This window comes from Geminocystis sp. CENA526 (assembly GCF_050753365.1).
In the GTDB taxonomy this organism is placed as follows: Bacteria; Cyanobacteriota; Cyanobacteriia; order Cyanobacteriales; family Cyanobacteriaceae; genus Geminocystis.
In genome coordinates this window covers 40,768-56,943 of the sequence record NZ_JBLZFY010000012.1, presented here as the reverse complement: position 1 = coordinate 56,943, position 16,176 = coordinate 40,768, and the positions used below count along the sequence as shown (strand labels likewise).

The 16,176-nt window shown below is 31.4% G+C and carries 23 protein-coding genes, 1 tRNA gene and 1 pseudogene; 22 read left to right on the top strand and 3 right to left on the bottom strand.

Features of this window, described 5'->3' with window-relative positions; all coding sequences use genetic code 11:
• Window positions 1-55 precede the first annotated feature (55 nt).
• Entirely contained in the window at window positions 56-1,168 is a 1,113-nt protein-coding gene (locus ACN4EE_RS05640; protein ID WP_431705432.1) for a radical SAM protein, read from the bottom strand.
• A gap of 74 nt (window positions 1,169-1,242) precedes the next feature.
• Between ACN4EE_RS05640 and ACN4EE_RS05635 the strand changes: the two genes are divergently transcribed.
• From ACN4EE_RS05635 to ACN4EE_RS05535, 21 genes and pseudogenes are all read left to right on the top strand, one after another.
• Window positions 1,243-1,419 (top strand): hypothetical protein, encoded by a 177-nt coding sequence (locus tag ACN4EE_RS05635; protein ID WP_431705431.1) that lies wholly within the window; start codon window positions 1,243-1,245, stop codon window positions 1,417-1,419.
• Window positions 1,420-1,526: 107 nt separating this feature from the next.
• Window positions 1,527-2,778 (top strand): annotated as a pseudogene (locus ACN4EE_RS05630) (RNA-guided endonuclease InsQ/TnpB family protein).
• A 38-nt stretch (window positions 2,779-2,816) separates the two neighbouring features.
• Entirely contained in the window at window positions 2,817-3,047 is a 231-nt protein-coding gene (locus ACN4EE_RS05625; RefSeq protein WP_431705430.1) for a hypothetical protein, read from the top strand.
• Between the two features lie 152 nt (window positions 3,048-3,199).
• Window positions 3,200-3,523, top strand: coding sequence for a DUF4351 domain-containing protein (locus tag ACN4EE_RS05620; protein WP_431705429.1), 324 nt, complete (start codon window positions 3,200-3,202; stop codon window positions 3,521-3,523).
• A 49-nt stretch (window positions 3,524-3,572) separates the two neighbouring features.
• A complete protein-coding gene (locus ACN4EE_RS05615) occupies window positions 3,573-4,499 on the top strand; it encodes a glycosyltransferase family 2 protein (protein ID WP_431705428.1) in 927 nt (308 codons plus the stop codon).
• A 41-nt stretch (window positions 4,500-4,540) separates the two neighbouring features.
• On the top strand, window positions 4,541-5,326 hold the full coding sequence (locus tag ACN4EE_RS05610) for a hypothetical protein (protein WP_431705427.1): 786 nt from the start codon (window positions 4,541-4,543) through the stop codon (window positions 5,324-5,326).
• 103 nt (window positions 5,327-5,429) lie between these two features.
• Window positions 5,430-5,723, top strand: coding sequence for a nucleotidyltransferase family protein (locus tag ACN4EE_RS05605; protein WP_431705426.1), 294 nt, complete (start codon window positions 5,430-5,432; stop codon window positions 5,721-5,723).
• 214 nt (window positions 5,724-5,937) lie between these two features.
• Window positions 5,938-6,174: a type II toxin-antitoxin system prevent-host-death family antitoxin gene (locus tag ACN4EE_RS05600; RefSeq protein WP_431705425.1), complete on the top strand. Its 237-nt coding sequence runs from the start codon at window positions 5,938-5,940 to the stop codon at window positions 6,172-6,174.
• Between the two features lie 196 nt (window positions 6,175-6,370).
• On the top strand, window positions 6,371-6,538 hold the full coding sequence (locus tag ACN4EE_RS05595) for a hypothetical protein (protein WP_431705424.1): 168 nt from the start codon (window positions 6,371-6,373) through the stop codon (window positions 6,536-6,538).
• 176 nt (window positions 6,539-6,714) lie between these two features.
• Window positions 6,715-6,939 carry a hypothetical protein gene (locus ACN4EE_RS05590; RefSeq protein ID WP_431705423.1) on the top strand — a complete coding sequence of 75 codons (225 nt, stop codon included), beginning with the start codon at window positions 6,715-6,717 and terminating at the stop codon, window positions 6,937-6,939.
• Window positions 6,940-7,350, top strand: coding sequence for a type II toxin-antitoxin system VapC family toxin (locus tag ACN4EE_RS05585; RefSeq protein ID WP_431705422.1), 411 nt, complete (start codon window positions 6,940-6,942; stop codon window positions 7,348-7,350).
• Window positions 7,351-7,408: 58 nt separating this feature from the next.
• Window positions 7,409-7,687, top strand: coding sequence for a hypothetical protein (locus ACN4EE_RS05580; RefSeq protein ID WP_431705421.1), 279 nt, complete (start codon window positions 7,409-7,411; stop codon window positions 7,685-7,687).
• A gap of 3 nt (window positions 7,688-7,690) precedes the next feature.
• Window positions 7,691-8,137, top strand: coding sequence for a type II toxin-antitoxin system VapC family toxin (locus ACN4EE_RS05575; protein ID WP_431705420.1), 447 nt, complete (start codon window positions 7,691-7,693; stop codon window positions 8,135-8,137).
• A gap of 31 nt (window positions 8,138-8,168) precedes the next feature.
• Entirely contained in the window at window positions 8,169-8,531 is a 363-nt protein-coding gene (locus ACN4EE_RS05570) for an EamA family transporter (protein WP_431705419.1), read from the top strand.
• A 35-nt stretch (window positions 8,532-8,566) separates the two neighbouring features.
• Window positions 8,567-9,439 carry a class I SAM-dependent methyltransferase gene (locus ACN4EE_RS05565; protein ID WP_431705418.1) on the top strand — a complete coding sequence of 291 codons (873 nt, stop codon included), beginning with the start codon at window positions 8,567-8,569 and terminating at the stop codon, window positions 9,437-9,439.
• 42 nt (window positions 9,440-9,481) lie between these two features.
• On the top strand, window positions 9,482-9,712 hold the full coding sequence (locus ACN4EE_RS05560; RefSeq protein ID WP_431705417.1) for a type II toxin-antitoxin system Phd/YefM family antitoxin: 231 nt from the start codon (window positions 9,482-9,484) through the stop codon (window positions 9,710-9,712).
• On the top strand, window positions 9,709-10,110 hold the full coding sequence (locus tag ACN4EE_RS05555) for a type II toxin-antitoxin system VapC family toxin (RefSeq protein ID WP_431705416.1): 402 nt from the start codon (window positions 9,709-9,711) through the stop codon (window positions 10,108-10,110). Before ACN4EE_RS05560 ends, ACN4EE_RS05555 begins: the two co-directional genes overlap by 4 nt.
• 127 nt (window positions 10,111-10,237) lie before the next feature.
• Window positions 10,238-11,374: a dTDP-4-amino-4,6-dideoxygalactose transaminase gene (gene rffA / locus ACN4EE_RS05550; RefSeq protein ID WP_431705415.1), complete on the top strand. Its 1,137-nt coding sequence runs from the start codon at window positions 10,238-10,240 to the stop codon at window positions 11,372-11,374.
• Window positions 11,375-11,579: 205 nt separating this feature from the next.
• Window positions 11,580-13,106: a hypothetical protein gene (locus ACN4EE_RS05545; protein WP_431705414.1), complete on the top strand. Its 1,527-nt coding sequence runs from the start codon at window positions 11,580-11,582 to the stop codon at window positions 13,104-13,106.
• A gap of 58 nt (window positions 13,107-13,164) precedes the next feature.
• Window positions 13,165-13,815: a Uma2 family endonuclease gene (locus ACN4EE_RS05540; RefSeq protein WP_431705413.1), complete on the top strand. Its 651-nt coding sequence runs from the start codon at window positions 13,165-13,167 to the stop codon at window positions 13,813-13,815.
• 8 nt (window positions 13,816-13,823) lie between these two features.
• A complete protein-coding gene (locus ACN4EE_RS05535; protein ID WP_431705412.1) occupies window positions 13,824-14,618 on the top strand; it encodes a glycosyltransferase family 2 protein in 795 nt (264 codons plus the stop codon).
• On the opposite strand, the gene ACN4EE_RS05530 is transcribed toward ACN4EE_RS05535, so the two are convergent.
• Window positions 14,608-15,327 carry a pyridoxine 5'-phosphate synthase gene (locus ACN4EE_RS05530; protein ID WP_431705411.1) on the bottom strand — a complete coding sequence of 240 codons (720 nt, stop codon included), beginning with the start codon at window positions 15,325-15,327 and terminating at the stop codon, window positions 14,608-14,610. The two genes, ACN4EE_RS05535 and ACN4EE_RS05530, sit on opposite strands and share 11 nt — an antisense overlap.
• A gap of 68 nt (window positions 15,328-15,395) precedes the next feature.
• Window positions 15,396-15,545, bottom strand: a complete 150-nt coding sequence (locus ACN4EE_RS05525) for a hypothetical protein (protein ID WP_431705410.1) — start codon at window positions 15,543-15,545, stop codon at window positions 15,396-15,398.
• 403 nt (window positions 15,546-15,948) lie between these two features.
• On the opposite strand from ACN4EE_RS05525, the gene ACN4EE_RS05520 reads away from it, so the two are divergent.
• Window positions 15,949-16,022: transfer RNA gene (locus ACN4EE_RS05520), tRNA-Val, on the top strand.
• Window positions 16,023-16,176 lie beyond the last annotated feature (154 nt).

Here is a 16,176-nt window from a genome sequence, read left to right as displayed (position 1 = left end):
CAATTAACAATTAACAATTATACACTATACACTATACACTATACACTATACGCTATCAGAGTTTTTTAAGCCATTTTGCTTCTTCGAGAACCGATCGAACGGAAATTAGATTATTATGGTTAAACCAATGGGTAAAGGCTTGTTTAATATTACCTCGTCTTAAGGCTTGTACTCCATCGCTGACGGAAACTGCAATGTGTTGCATGACGCTAGAATCTCGATAACAGTCCATCATACAAGCAGTACAGTTGTCTTTTATACGTTGTGAACCATCAAATTCGGTAATGTGACACATGGGTTCAGCCCAATTATGGCAACGATAAAGGTTTAAAAACCAGTCTAAATAAAAGAATTTCCAACCCCCCAGACAACCAAATTTCTCGGTTTCTCCTTTTAAGTGTCTTTGCATATCCTCAATGGATGCCGTAGGGTTAACCACATGAAACTCTTTTTTTAAGGCTTTCACGGCTTCAAATCGATCGAGCAGTTCTTCTTTGGTATAATCCACTAAATTAGAATCGGCATAACCTAAATAAGAAGAAGCAAGGGTAGTTAAAGGATAAGAAAAAGTGACGCTATCAAAGCCTAAAGACTTTAAAAAAGAGGGAAGTTGACTATAATCATCAATCAGTCTTGACATGGTGACGGAAGCCGTTGTACTGATATTATAGTTTTTAAAATGCTCATTGGCGGTTTTGATGCGTTGACATACACCCCTTAAGCCTCTATTTTCTTCGTGTTTGTCGATTTCTGTGGCGTCGATCGATATAATAACACTAACTAATCCAGTAGTAGCTAACTCGTCTATTTTCTCTTTGGTTAACAATGAAGCGTTAGTAACTAACATCGGCGCCATGCCAATACTGGAAGCATGGGTGATAATTTCTGTTAAGTTAGGGTGTAACATTGGTTCACCACCGACATAAATAATAAAATAAACTCCGTTTTTGTAGAGAATTTCGGAGGCTTGTTTTGCTTCCTCTAAAGTAACATATTGCCGTTGCTCGATCGGCATTTTATCCACCGCAAAGTTGCAAAATCCGCACCTAGCATTACAAGCGCTAGTAATAGCAAATTGACACATACTAGGTCCACCGTCAATAATACCCTCTTTTGCCAACTGCCAGATACTTTTCTTTTTCTTGAGAGAAATAGTTTTTTGATTCATTAACCTTATTTTCTACTTATTCATGGTCAATCATAATATATTAATATAATGACATCGATCACAAATTAAAACCCATGAGTTTTGACAATGTTTGTAAATATTTAGCAGAGCAATATCCTCAACCCTTTATAGAATGGTTGTTAGGCATCAAAAATTCTCCCGTGAAAGTGCTAAAAACTGAATTAAACCTTGATCCCATCAGAGCAGATTCGGTATTAGGAAACTTTGCTGAAAATATAGACAAATATTGATAATAGATGTCAAATATCTCCTCAAAATTAGAGAAAAGGTTGAATTTTTCTTGTTCTTTTTAGTTTTATAGTAACATAGAATTGTGGTTACTCCCCTTGATTAGATTATGCAGTTAGTAGAAAGACATATTATTACAAAAACTCATCCTTTCTGGTTATCCTTAGATCAAGTGTGTTTTGCTTCTAAAAATCTGTATAATAAAGCTAACTACAATATCCGACAAAGTCTAATTTTTTGTGGAGAATTTTCTAACTATAATCTCCTTGATAAAGTCTTAAAATTAACTCCCGAATATCGAGCCTTACCCGCTAAAGTAGCTCAACAAACTTTGAGAAATTTAGAACAAAATTGGCGTTCTTTTTTTCTAGCTATTAAAGAGTATAAATTGCATCCAGAAAAGTTTTTAGGAAAACCAAAATTGCTTAAATATAAAGACAAAAATGGAAGACATTTAGTAATTTATACGGCTCAGGCGGTAAGTAAAAAGAGCTTAAAACAAGGGTTAATAAAATTATCAGGTTTAGACTTTTCTTTGCCTACAAAAATTAATAGTGATAAGTTAAATCAAGTAAGAGTAATTCCCAAAAATAATTACTATATAATAGAGGTAATTTATGAAAAAGAGGAGGTAAACGCAAAAGATAAAACAGAAAAAATAGCCTCGATCGATTTAGGCATAAATAATTTAATAGCGTTAACATCAAATCAGCTAGGATTCATACCAGTTATGATTAACGGACGAATATTAAAGAGCATAAATCAATTTTACAATCTTAAAAAATCTAAATTACAAAAACAACTACCATCAGAACAACATTGGTCAAATCGTCTAAGTTTATTGACAAGAAAAAGAGAGGAAAAAATAAATAATTATTTTCATCAAGTGAGTAATTATTTAGTAAAACTTTTATTAGAGTGGGAAATAGATACTTTAGTAATAGGAAAAAATAAAAACTGGAAACAAGGAGTAGAATTGGGCAAAAGAAACAACCAAAATTTTACAAATATTCCTCACAATAAATTGATAGAAAAAATAAAATATAAATGTCAATTAGTAGGAATAAAAGTAATAGAGAGGGAAGAATCCTATACAAGTGTAGCTAGTTTTTTAGATTTAGATGAAATACCAATTTATGGTGATGTTACTGATGGGGAAAAAGTAAAATTTAGTGGTAAAAGAATAAAAAGAGGTTTATATCGTAGCAACAGTGGAAAACTGATTAATGCAGATGTAAATGCCAGTTATAACATATTAAGAAAAGCATTCCCTAACGCATTTGCGGAAGGGATTCCAGAGGTGCGTAGTTCACCCACGGTTGGTAATACCTACGAAACAAAAAATGAAGGGGAGTGCCTGAAATGGACTCCAAGTCAATGTCATATTTGACTATATTTTTTGGAACTATTACTGTTAAGATTAGATCAACGCATTTTACATCTTGAATTTCAAACTGAGGCACAATCTAAACCGCCTATGCCGTTGAGGATGCTTGACTATTCCGTAAGACTCAAAAGAAAATACGGACTTGATGTCATGCAAATTATTATTTTTCTCAAGAAAACTGAATCAGAAGTGGTTTTTCAAGAAGAATATCGAGATCGAACTACGATCATAAATATAGGGTAATTCGCTTATGGGAGGAAGATACAGAATTATTTTTACAGCAACCGATTTTATATCCCTTTGCAGTTTTAGCCAAATCGGAATCACCAGAGATATTATTAGAAAAGGTAGCCACTAAAATTAATGAAGTAGATAAGGAGTTACAACCAGAATTGATGGCTTGTACCTATATTTTAGCGGGTTTAAAATTAGAAAAAAGATTAATTAAATCACTATTAAAGGAGGAAATTATGAAAAATTCTGTTACATACCAAGAAATAGTGCAAGATGCTAAAACTCAGGGTAACAGGCAGGGTAAAAAGGAAGAAGCCTTAAACTTATTACAAAAAATGATTAAGAGTAAACTAGAATTATTCGATCGAGATTTATTTCGTCAAATTGAAGGTTTAACCCTCGAAAAAATGGAAGATTTGGCGATCGCACTCTTGAAAATGGATTATTTGGGAGATTTGGAGTTATGGTTAGAAGAAAATACTTAACAGTAAGCTCTTTAGAGCTTTTAGGAGAAAATATTATTAAATCTTAACTATGAGTCACATATCCGTTGTTATTCCTGTTTATAAAGCCGAAAAATCTCTCTATGAGTTATACGATCGACTTTGTACTTCTGTCTCCACTATTACCGATGACTTTGAGATTATCTTAGTAGAAGATTGCGGGGGCGATCGATCTTGGGATATTATTTTAGAATTGGCAGAAAAAGATAGCAGAGTCAAAGGTATTCAATTTAGCCGTAACTTTGGACAACATTATGGCATAACCGCAGGATTAGATCATTGTAACGGTGATTGGGTAATAGTTATGGATTGTGACTTACAAGATCGCCCCGAAGAAATACCAAGACTTTACGAAAAAGCACAAAAAGGCTATGACGTAGTTTTGGCAAAAAGAAAAAATAGGCAACATGGTTTTTTCAAGAAATTAACCTCCAAATGGTTTTACCAAGTTTTTAACTATTTAGCAGATTTAAAATATGATGCTGAAGTGGGTAATTTTAGAATTATCTCTCGTCAAGTAGTCAGTAACTTTTGTAATATTAGAGAACAATTAAGATTTTTTGGTGGCATTGTTGATTGGATGGGTTATCCAACTGCTAGTATTAATGTGCAACACGATGCCAGATTAGAAGGAAAAAGTACCTATACATTCAAAAAACTATGCAAATTGGCGATCGACACTATTATCGCCTACTCCGATAAACCCCTCAGAATATCGATCGGTTTTGGCTTTTTTATTTCCGTTGTATCTTTGATATTTGGATGTTTTATTTTATTGAGAGTTTTATTTTACGGTTCTTCGGTAACAGGTTGGGCAAGTTTAATTGTCTCCCTGTATTTTTTAGGGGGTATAATTATTTCCATACTAGGTATCATTGGCATTTATTTGGGTAAAACCTTTGATGAAACAAAAAAAAGACCTTTGTATGTTATTAGAAAATCTACTAATGTTAATTAAAAATTGTCCAATAAATTTAGAGAAAAAAGGAAAAAAAGTTTATGAACACAATACTTTTAAAAGACTTATCCTATGAGACAAGAAATTTAAGTGTTCCTAGTTTTGAGTTATCAGAAAACACTTTAACGCAAATTGATGAAGATACTTTAAAAATATGCCTCGATGAAAAATATCAAGAATATGGCTCTTTTTTTACACAATGCCGTATTAGTAAAACTAACCTAAAATATGCACATATTTTAAGTCGATGCGGATTTTATTTTGTTGAAGTTATTGTTTCACCTCAAACTAATTTTAAGAAAAATCTAATTTTACAAAATTTTATTGAGAATAAGAGTAATTTTATTCCTAAAAAATATAAGTACGAAAATTTTAAATTATTATCATTGAACAAAAGTGATTTAGTACAAGTTGAGAAAATAAAAATAATTGCACAAGGTTCATTTTCTGATGACAGATTTCATCTTGATTTTAACTGCCCAAAACAAATTGCAGATCAAAGATTTTCTTTTTGGGTAGATGATTTGTTAAACAATGAAAAAGTAACCTTTGATTATCTTTCTTATTTAGATAATGAAATTGCTTTCTTTGCTAGAAACGAAGATAACCTTATTTTAGCAGGTTTTGCTTCTAATTATGTTAATAGTGGATTAGGTGATTTTTTTTGGTTATCAGTTTTGGAAAAAATGATGCTTGAGGGATATAAAAATGCAACAACAGTTATTTCTATCAACAATACCCCCGTATTGAATCTTTATTCGAGAATTGGATTTAAGTATAAATTTCCTTTAGCAACTTTCCATTATTGGAGTTCTTTAAATTATTAAATAGTAATTAAAAATATAAATATTCATTTAATAAACTATTCTTTACTCTAATATTTATGAGAGGAAATAAATAAATTTATAAAAATATAACCAGTTTAAATTTATGGAATTAAAACAAATATTAGAGAAAAAAAGAGAGAAAATTCTGGAAATTGCTAGTAAACATGGTGCTTTTAATATTAGAATTTTTGGTTCAGTAGCAAGAGGAGAGGAAACAGAAAACAGCGATATTGATTTTTTAATCGATTATGATCTTCAGAAAATTTCTCCTTGGTTTCTCACAGGGTTAATTACTGATTTAGAAGAATTATTAGAGAGAAAAGTTGATGTTATAACAGTTAAATCTTTGCATTATTTTATTAGGTATAAAATATTAAAGGAGGCGATCAATCTATGAAAAATTATCGTTTGTAGACAATGATTTACCAAAGTTAGAAAGGGCGATCGAACATATAGCTCAAATTTAATAGTTAAGATTTAATCTTTATATTGGGGGTTTATCTGAAAGAAGGTGCGATCGAATCTTCTTTTGATTAGCCTTATGGAGAGTAAAAGCTAAAATAAAGATTAGAGGATAATTAATAATTCTTAATACTTTAAACTACAAAAAAATGAAAACAATTACACCAACAGAGTTAAAAAATAATATCAATAGTTTACTAGAAGAAGTACTGACAACAGGCATTCCTATTGAAATAAATAAAGAAGGAAAGTTGTTGTTAATTTCTCCCATCCACAAAACAGACAAACTACAAAAATTGGTATATAGATCTCAAGTTATTCAAGGTAATCCTGATGATTTAGTTAACATCCAATGGAAAGATGAGGTGAATCTTGATTTACCTTGATACTCACGTTGTTGTCTGGTTATACGCTGGGGTGACAGATAAATTCAGTGATTGAGCTAAAACCCTGATCAATGAGAATGAACTTTATATTTCAGCAATTGTCAGACTAGAATTACAATATTTACATGAGATTAAACGTATTACTGATGACTCCGATTTGATCATTTCTGATCTTTCTAATCGTATCAATCTAAAAGTGTGTGATCAAAATTTTAATCTGATTATCAATAAATCATTAACTATTAATTGGATTCGTGATCCGTTCGATCGAATTATTACCGCTAATGCTCATCTAAATAATGATATTTTACTCACAAAAGATCATGTTATTTTAAATAATTATATTTATGCTAAATGGGACTAGAAATGTAGTTAAAATTTAATCTTGATGTTGAGTGTTTACAAAAAAGGTGCGATCGAATTTTCTTTTGATTAGCCTTATGGAGAGTAAAAGCTAAAATGAAGATCAGAAAATGATTCATATTATTCTGAATTTTTTGCTATATTCGTATTTAAAGAGTAACTAAAGAGGAACAAAACATGACTATTAAGGAGTTAATCAAAGCTGAATTAGATTATGTATCGGAAAAAGATTTACAAGAATTTTATCAACTATTGAAAAGTCGTAGTCAAAGACAAAAACCAGAAGAAATAGATGAGTGGGATTTAATTATTCAAGAATGCCAAATTGACACTGGTATTAGTGATTTAGCTTATCAGCATCATCATTATATTCATGGTACGCCAAAAATAGAAGTAGAGTAAATGAAAAAAGTTTTTGTGGATACTGCCGCTTGGTTAGCATTAATTAATAACAAAGATTATTTTCACGATTTAGTCGTTGAAATTAGAAAAAAGTTGAAGGTACAAGGTTATTATTTTGTCACCACTGATTTTGTATTTTTAGAAGTAGCAGATGCCTTAAATTCACCTAAGTTTAGACAGCAAACCATTAACTTTATCAATCGTTTGAGAAATTTACCTGATTTGTTCATTATTCCCGTTAGTAGTGAAATTTTTTTTGAGGGATGGAATTTTTATTGTCAACGCTTAGATAAAGATTGGGGCTTAACTGATTGTATTAGTTTTGTGGTTATGCAAAGAGAAGGAATTACAGAGGCTTTTACTACTGATAAACACTTTGAACAAGCGGGATTTATTCGTTTGATTAAATAATCTCATCAAGAACTGATTTTTAAGTATAAAGTTAAAGTAAAAAAGGGAGGTTAAGATTATGACAAATAAATTATTAGCTAAGGTATTAAATGATAAAAATTTAGAAATAGCAACAGAAATAAAAGAAAAACTAGAGCCGAATACCGAATATGAAATTATTTTTAGTGAGGAAGAAATTATTTTCAAAAAAGTAATCCCTTCAGTGAAAAAAACATCATCCCTTTTGAGAAAAGGTTCAGGAAAATCGATTTTGAGACACGCTGGAACATGGAAAGGGGATGATCTTCAAGAATGTTTAGAAATAGTTTATAATAATCGTAGTCAAATAGAAATTTAATTCATGTATTTGCTAGACACAAATCATTGTAGTCAGATAATTTTTGGCAATAAAATTATTAGAGAAAAGTTAGAACAAATAGAAGAAGAATTAATTGCTACCAGTGTAATTGTCGCAGGAGAATTAATTTTTATGGCTCAAAACTCTTTGTATAAAGATGACAATTTAGCTAAAGTTAAAAGTTTTTTAAATGATATTAATATTTATAGTTTTAATGAAGAAACAATATATATTTACGGTGAACTAAAAGCGAAAATAATTGATAAATTTGGACCGAAAGAAAAAGTTAAGAAACGAAAATTTACTATTCAAAACTTAGGGATTAGCGATAATGATCTGTGGATTGCTTCAACAGTTATTCAAGAGAATTTAATCTTAGTGTCCACAGATAAAGACTTTTTAAGAATCAAACAAGTACATAATTTTTGTATCGAAAATTGGTTAGTGTAGAATAAAATAATCTCATCACAACTGATTTTTCATGAACTATCTTTATATATTTGGCACAATCTTTTTCACAGTTTACGGGCAATTAATCCTCAAATGGCGTATTGGCTTATACGGAAGTTTACCCGAAATATTGCTCGATCGAATTTTATTTTTATTACGTTTGTTGTTAGATCCCTTTATTTTCAGTGGATTTGTGTCGGCATTTTTAGCTTCCCTATGTTGGATGGCGGCAATGACTAAATTTCAATTAAGTTATGCTTATCCCTTTATGAGTTTTGCTTTTGTATTGGTGCTAATTTTAAGTAATATATTCTTTAAAGAACCAATTACCATCGGTAAAAGTATTGGAATGGCTTTTATTGTTTTAGGCATTATTGTTGGCAGTAGGGGCTAAAATAAATATTCCACCACTAATGAATTGATAATCCCATGAAAAAATGCTTAAACTGTAACCATGAATTTAATAGTGAATCTTGGCAGTGTATGCAATGTAGTTATGAACCAATATTAATCAATAATTTTCTTTCCTTCGCTCCTGAATTAGCCCAAGAAAATGAAGGGTTTAATCCCGAATCATTTGCCCTGTTAGCCAAATTAGAAGGGAAAAATTTTTGGTTTCGTAATCGAAATAGATTAATTATTTGGGCATTTAATAAATATTTTAAACAGGCAAAAAACTTTTTAGAAATTGGATGCGGTACTGGTTTTGTTTTGTCCGCCATTGAAAAGAATTTTCCTCAACTTCAAATTTATGGCAGTGAAATTTATAGTAATGGCTTAACATTTGCATCTCAAAGATTGAAAAATGCCCAACTTTTGCAGATGGATGCCCGAAAAATCCCCTTTATGCAAGAATTTGACGTTATTGGAGCGTTTGATGTTATTGAACATATCAAAGAAGATGAAGATGTTTTAAAAGAAATGAACAACTCGCTATTAATGAAGGGGGGGGTAATACTAACTGTTCCCCAACACCGTTGGTTATGGAGTCAAGCCGATGAATACGCCCACCATGTGAGACGTTATACGGCTAAAGAATTAAAGAATAAAGTCGAATCCGCAGGTTTTAAAGTGCTAAAAATGACATCTTTCGTATCTTTACTCCTGCCATTGATGATTATATCTCGACTAAAACCCAGAAAACCAAATCAACAATTTGATATATTATCGGAATTTAAAATTAGTCCCCTTCTGAATAAAATATTAGAAATAATTTTAACCATTGAATTAATTTTGATTAAAATGGGTGTATCTTTCTCATTCGGGGGAAGTTTATTATTAATCGCAGTAAAAGTTAAATAATTTTAGATAAAAAATTAAGACTACTTTCAATAATAGAGGAAAATGGAAATAACAAAAATACAATTTAAAGCCAAATTTGAAGAGATTTTAGATAAATTAAATCAAGAAAATGAAGACATTATTATTATTGATAATGGACAGCCAGTATTTACTCTTTCTAAGTATAAGAACAAATCTCTAACTACGGCGGAATTATTTGCTCCTCTACGAGGTAAAATCAAATATTATGAGGATTTAACTTCTCCCACTACGGAAGAATGGAGCGAAGTATGACAGTTGTTTTAGATACTTGTGCTTTAATTTGGTGGAGTTTAGATACTGAAATGCTTTCATCTTCCGCCAGAAATCTTTGTGATGTTATGGAAAGAGAAAAAAGCGGTTTAGTCGCCTCTATCTCTTTATGGGAAATTGCTCTTAAGATAAAAAGGGGAAAGCTAGATTTAGGCATTGACTTGAATTATTATATCAATACTTTACTCTGTTCTAATGTGATTCAAATTATCCCTATAGACGTTAATTTATGGGTTGATAGTGTTAATTTAGATTGGCAACATAGAGAGAGAAGAGATCCAGCCGATAGGGTGATAGTGGCTTTGGCTAACAAATATCAGGCTCAACTAATTACCAAAGATGAGGTAATATCTAGTTTTTATGGTCTAACTGTATGGTAATAGAAGAGTTTTTTCGATAGCAGAAGAATAAAAAAATTAACCATTGAATTAATTTTGATTAAAATGGGTGTATCTTTCCCTTTCGGGGGAAGTTTATTATTAATCGCCATCAAAAAATAAATAAAATATGACGATCGTTCCTTTTAATAAGCCATATATGACGGGAAAAGAGCTATGGTATATTAGCCAAGCTCATCATGCAGGACAACTAGCAGGAGATGGCACTTATACTAAAAAATGTCATACTTGGTTACAAAAAAAACATGACTGTAGTAAGGCTCTTTTGACTCATTCCTGTACTGCAGCCCTAGAAATGTCAGCTATATTAGCAGATGTTAAAGAGGGTGATGAGGTAATTATGCCTAGTTATACTTTTGTCAGTACGGCTAATGCCTTTGTGTTAAGGGGTGCAGTTCCTGTATTTATCGATATTCGTCCTGATACTCTAAACTTAGATGAAACCCTAGTTGAGTCAGCTATTACTGATAAAACCCGTGCGATCGTCCCTGTTCACTACGCAGGAGTTGGTTGTGAAATGGACACCTTACAAAATATTGCTCAGAAACATCAACTTTTGTTGATTGAAGATGCCGCTCAAGGATTAATGGCAACTTATAAAGATAAGCCTTTAGGTAGTTTTGGCGATTTGAGTTGTTTTAGTTTTCACGAAACGAAAAATATCATTTCAGGGGAAGGCGGTGCTTTAATCATCAATAATTCTCGCTTTACCGAAGAAGCAGAAATTATTAGAGAAAAAGGCACAAATAGAAGTCAGTTTTTCCGAGGGCAAGTAGATAAATATACTTGGATTGAAAAAGGTTCAAGTTACCTACCCGGAGAATTAATCGCCGCTTTCTTGTACGCTCAACTAGAAGAAGCAGAACAAATTATTGCTTCTCGTTTAAAGGTATGGGATTATTATCATGAACTTTTAGAGCCTTTAGAAAAAGAGGGTAAACTACGCCGTCCAATTATACCAAAAGAATGCCAACATAATGGTCATATGTATTATATTTTGCTGGAAAATTTAGACACTCGTACTCGTCTGATTGAATACTTAAAAGCGGAAGGTATTTACTCTGTTTTTCATTATGTGCCGTTGCATAGTTCTCCTGCTGGTGAACATTATGGCAGGGTTCATGGTTCAATGACGATTACAAATCAACTATCTGATAATTTAGTGAGATTGCCTTTATTTCCTCTTTTACAGTTTTCGGAGATAGAAAGGATTGTGAGTTTAATTAAGATTTTTTTAGAGGGGTGAATTAAAGTGTTTTTAAGAGAGCAGTTCGATCGTTTTAAAAATAATTTTTGGTTACTTTGGTTTGGTATTTTGGCGATATTACTCTTTTTTATGAAACTTCGTATGCTGATAATTATTTAGAAAAATTCCGTGATTTATCATCTCCATTAATATTAAGTAAATACATCAAATTATCAAAAATCTTAGTTAAAAATAAAAAGTTTTCATGATTAATTTAAATCAAAATAAAGAAAAATTATTAGTTTTATCTCTAATACTTGCTTTATTTGCCGCTTGGATTGGACAGATGTACACATATCTTTTTGTTGCTGATGATTTTGCTTTTGCAGAGTCATTTAAAAACGGTATTTGGGACATGATTATCTCTGCTTATCAGGTTACGGGTATTCGTCGTTCTATTGGCTTTTTATCAAATGTTCCACTTCTAGGATTACCAGTTGACGTCATTAATTATTTCTGTCTTGCTCTCCATTTTACTGCTACATTGCTCTTTTACCAAGTTGTCAAATTGTTGGCGAAGTCAAATAAGATTAGCTTTATTTGTTCTATACTCTTTGGAGTATTTCCATTTGGTTATGGTGCAGTTACTTGGGCAAGTGGAACCTACATTATTACTCATTTTATTTTCTTTCTTGCGGCACTCCTAATACTTTTATATCATGCTTTTCGACCTATCGCAAAAGATTGGGTAATAAGTTTGGTTACAGGGGTATTAATTTTTATTAGCTGTTTAATTGGTGAACATCTAATTTTTGCAACAGCATTTATTGGTTTACTTGCGTTGGTGTCAATGAATAAAAATATTCAGATTTCAGACGTGAAAAAAACATGGGTATTTACTCCTTTTATTGTCATAATTGTTTATTTACTCCTAGTTATTGTAACTCAACAAGGTGGCATCAATATTACAGATATTCGTGGAAATGAGAAGTCTGTTTCTAGTATAAATTTAACTACAGTAATATCTGTTTGGTTTTATCTGATTAAAAATTTACAGATGTTTCAAATATGGACAAATGCAGAAGCAATTAGAATTACAATAAATAACATGGGGTGGGTGAAAATTTTGATTGGGTTATTAATATTATTACTGAGTGTAGCTTTAGTAAAAATCTTTTTAAATTTGGATGCTTCTCCAAAAAATAGAGTTTCAAAAACCTTTAATACAAAAAATAGAAATTCTACTTATATTAGTGAAATGTGGGATATAATTACTATTTTTATAATGATGTTAAGTATATCAGGAGTTCATGCTTTAGCAGGAGGTTATTCTGCTTCATCTCGTCATCAATATGTTCCTATTGCTTTATTTTTAATGTTTATAGGGGTTATTTGTTCAAAAACCTTCATGATTAAATATTTCCAATTTAAGACTTTTAAATCACAGTTATTTTTATTTTTATTAATTTTTATCGGCGTTACTACAACTTGGTTAGTGACTGGAATTAATAAATTTGAATTGACTAGACATCATAATCTTATCAATTTTCTAGCAGAAAACAAAATTGAAAAAACAATTAATCTTCAATTTGAACCTCCACTTTATTTTGCTTGGAAGAGTATGAATGGTACATTAAGTCATTCATTCGATGAGGAATGGGTAATTAATCTTGGTCTACAATATAAAGGAAAAGAACCTATAAAATTATCTTCTGATAGAGATTCAGTCAAGGTTCATATAATATATAAACCCAATTTTGATATTTATGTATTTGACAAAAAAATGCAATAGTTTCAATTTTTAGGTTTATGCAACATAAAATATTACCAGCAATCATTAACTAAGCCTTATGACAGCAATTATAACTAAACCCATCGGCGAAAATATTGTTAAGTTAAATTCCGTTAGTTGGGCGACTTTTAATCACCTTCTCGATGAATTAGGTAATAAAAGAAGTCAACGTTTAACTTACTATAATCATATTTTAGAAATTATGAGTCCATTAGGAATACACGAAAATAATAACCGTTTTATTGAAAGTTTAATCTTTGTCATTGCCGATGAGTTAGGTTTGAATTTAAAGAAATTTGGTTCACTTACTCTCAAATCCCCTCAATTTCAACAAGCGGTTGAGCCAGATTCTTGTTATTATTTACAAAATGAGCCAAAGGTAAGAAATAAACAACAAATTGATTTAACGATCAATCCTCCTCCTGATTTAGTGTTAGAAATAGATATAACGAGCGGTTCATTACATAAATTACCGATTTATGCTAACTTGGGAGTACCAGAAATATGGCGTTATCATGCTGAAAAATTAACGGTTTTTATCTTTGAAAAAGAGACAAATAATTATCAAGAGTGCGATCAAAGTTTTGTCTTTCCTTTTCTCGACTTAAGTTTAATTCCAGAGTTAATTCAACAAAGTTCGATCGAGAGAGAAACGGCAGTATTAAGAGCTTTTAGAAAGTATATTAGAGATAGTCAAAAAAACCCTTAATCTTTTTTATGGACTTAGCTACTATCACCCCCCTCATTTTAACCTATAACGAAGAACCAAATATCGATCGAACCCTGAGTAAGCTAACATGGGCAAAAGAGATTATTGTCATTGATAGCTTTAGTAGTGATAAAACCTTAGAAATTATTGAAAATTATAGCAATGTCAAACTATATCAACGAAAATTTGACACTCACGCTCAACAGTGGAATTATGGTTTACAACAAGTTAATTCTCAGTGGGTATTGTCAATGGATGCTGATTATTGCCTGACTGAAGATTTATTAGATGAAATCAAAAATCAAAAATCAAATTCTTTAGCTGATGGTTACTTTATTCCTTTCAAATATTGCGTCTTTGGAAAACCTTTAACTCAAACAATATTACCTCCTCGTCAATGTTTATTTCTCAAACATCAAGCTATTTATATTGACGATGGACACACTCAATTATTAGAAAATAAAGGTCAAACCAGTTATCTTAATTATCCCATTTATCATGACGATCGAAAACCCCTGAGTAGATGGTTATGGGCGCAGGATAGATATATGGTATTAGAAGTTGAGAAAATATTAAAGACTCCCACCAATGAATTAAGTATAGGAGATAAAATCCGTAAACAAATCATTATTGCCCCCTTTATCATACTCATTTACTGCTTAATTGTTAAAGGAGGCATATTTGACGGTTGGCATGGATGGTATTATGCCTTTCAAAGAATGTTTGCAGAAATTCTACTATCCTTAAGATTAATTGAATCTCGTTATTTTCACACCCCTTCACCTCAAAACTCTAAGGATTAAACATTGCTTGTTTCATCTCTCTTACTGCTCTTTCTAAACCAACTAAAACGGCACGACTAATGATACTATGTCCTATATTCAACTCCTCCATCCCCGCAATAGAAGCCACAGGATACACATTCCAATAGGTTAAACCATGCCCTGCATTTACCCTTAAGCCTAATTCTAAAGCCTGTTGTGTGCCTTTTTGCAAAGCCATTAATTCTTGTTGCCTTATTTCTTCTTTGACGGCATCGGCATATTTACCCGTATGTAATTCGATAAATTTAGCCTGAGTTTTCGCCGCCGCTTCAATTTGTTGCTCATCGGCATCAATAAACCAACTGACAGGAATTTCTGCTGACTGCAATTTGTCCACTACGGCAGTAAATTTGTCAAGGTTGTTGACTATATCAATACCACCTTCTGTTGTCACTTCTTCCCTTTTCTCTGGTACTAGGGTAACATAATCGGGTTTAATGTCCAGCGCGATCGAAATCATTTCTTCTGTGGGCGCCATTTCTAAATTCAGATGAGTCCGCACTGTTTCTCTTAAAATACGCACATCTCGATCGCAAATATGTCGTCTATCTTCTCGTAAATGAGTTGTAATACCATCTGCCCCTGCTAACTCAGCTAATACAGCAGCCGCTACAGGATCGGGTTCAACTGTACGCCTTGCTTGACGAATAGTTGCAACATGATCAATATTAACCCCTAATGTTAACAATGTGTTCTTCTCCTTTTGATTGATTATTATGAATATCTTTCATCTTCTGTCTTTATCAAGAGGCAACCTTAATTATTGTTAGCTTTACTAGCTTGAATTTGATGTAAAAGAAGTTCTAATTCTGCTTCTAAACTCATATATTTTAATTGTTGATCAGCTTGATAGGCTCTCTGTAACTGTTCTATATTATAGTTTTTAGTTTTAACTTGGGTAGTCATGAGTATATATGCTTATTAAATTATGATTGATATTAGAACATTAATCTTAACTTAAATTTACAAAATATTAAATTTTTTTTAAAACTCTTTAATATGGTATAATCAGAAACTTGTTAAAATAATAGTATTTTTGTCCAAAAGTATGTTATAAAATCAAAAATATGCTTGGTAAAAGAATAGATCGATCGTACCTATGGAAATACAACACCTCAAAATTTTATTGAAACTATTAGGACAAGACAATTATTAAGGAAAATAGGTGATATTAAACCTTCATCAATAATTTATCATACTCAAAATAGATTAGACAGACAATTTAGAGAGAGAAAAATCTGAGAATTACCGCTTTATTGAAGATCGACTTGCATTATTTCTTAATTGAAGATATAATAATTTACTGCTAGGACGTATAGCTCAGTTGGTTAGAGTACATCGTTGACATCGATGGGGTCGCCTGTTCGAGTCAGGCTACGTCCACTTAACAAAACCCTCTCTATACAATCATTCTAGGCTTTCCTTTATCGGTTTTTCTTTTTCTTTTTTAATTGTTCAAATATTTTTAGACCAAATTTAGACCAATTACACTTAAAAAGTTATAAATGTTTACTAAATTGCTGTTTTAACATTTATC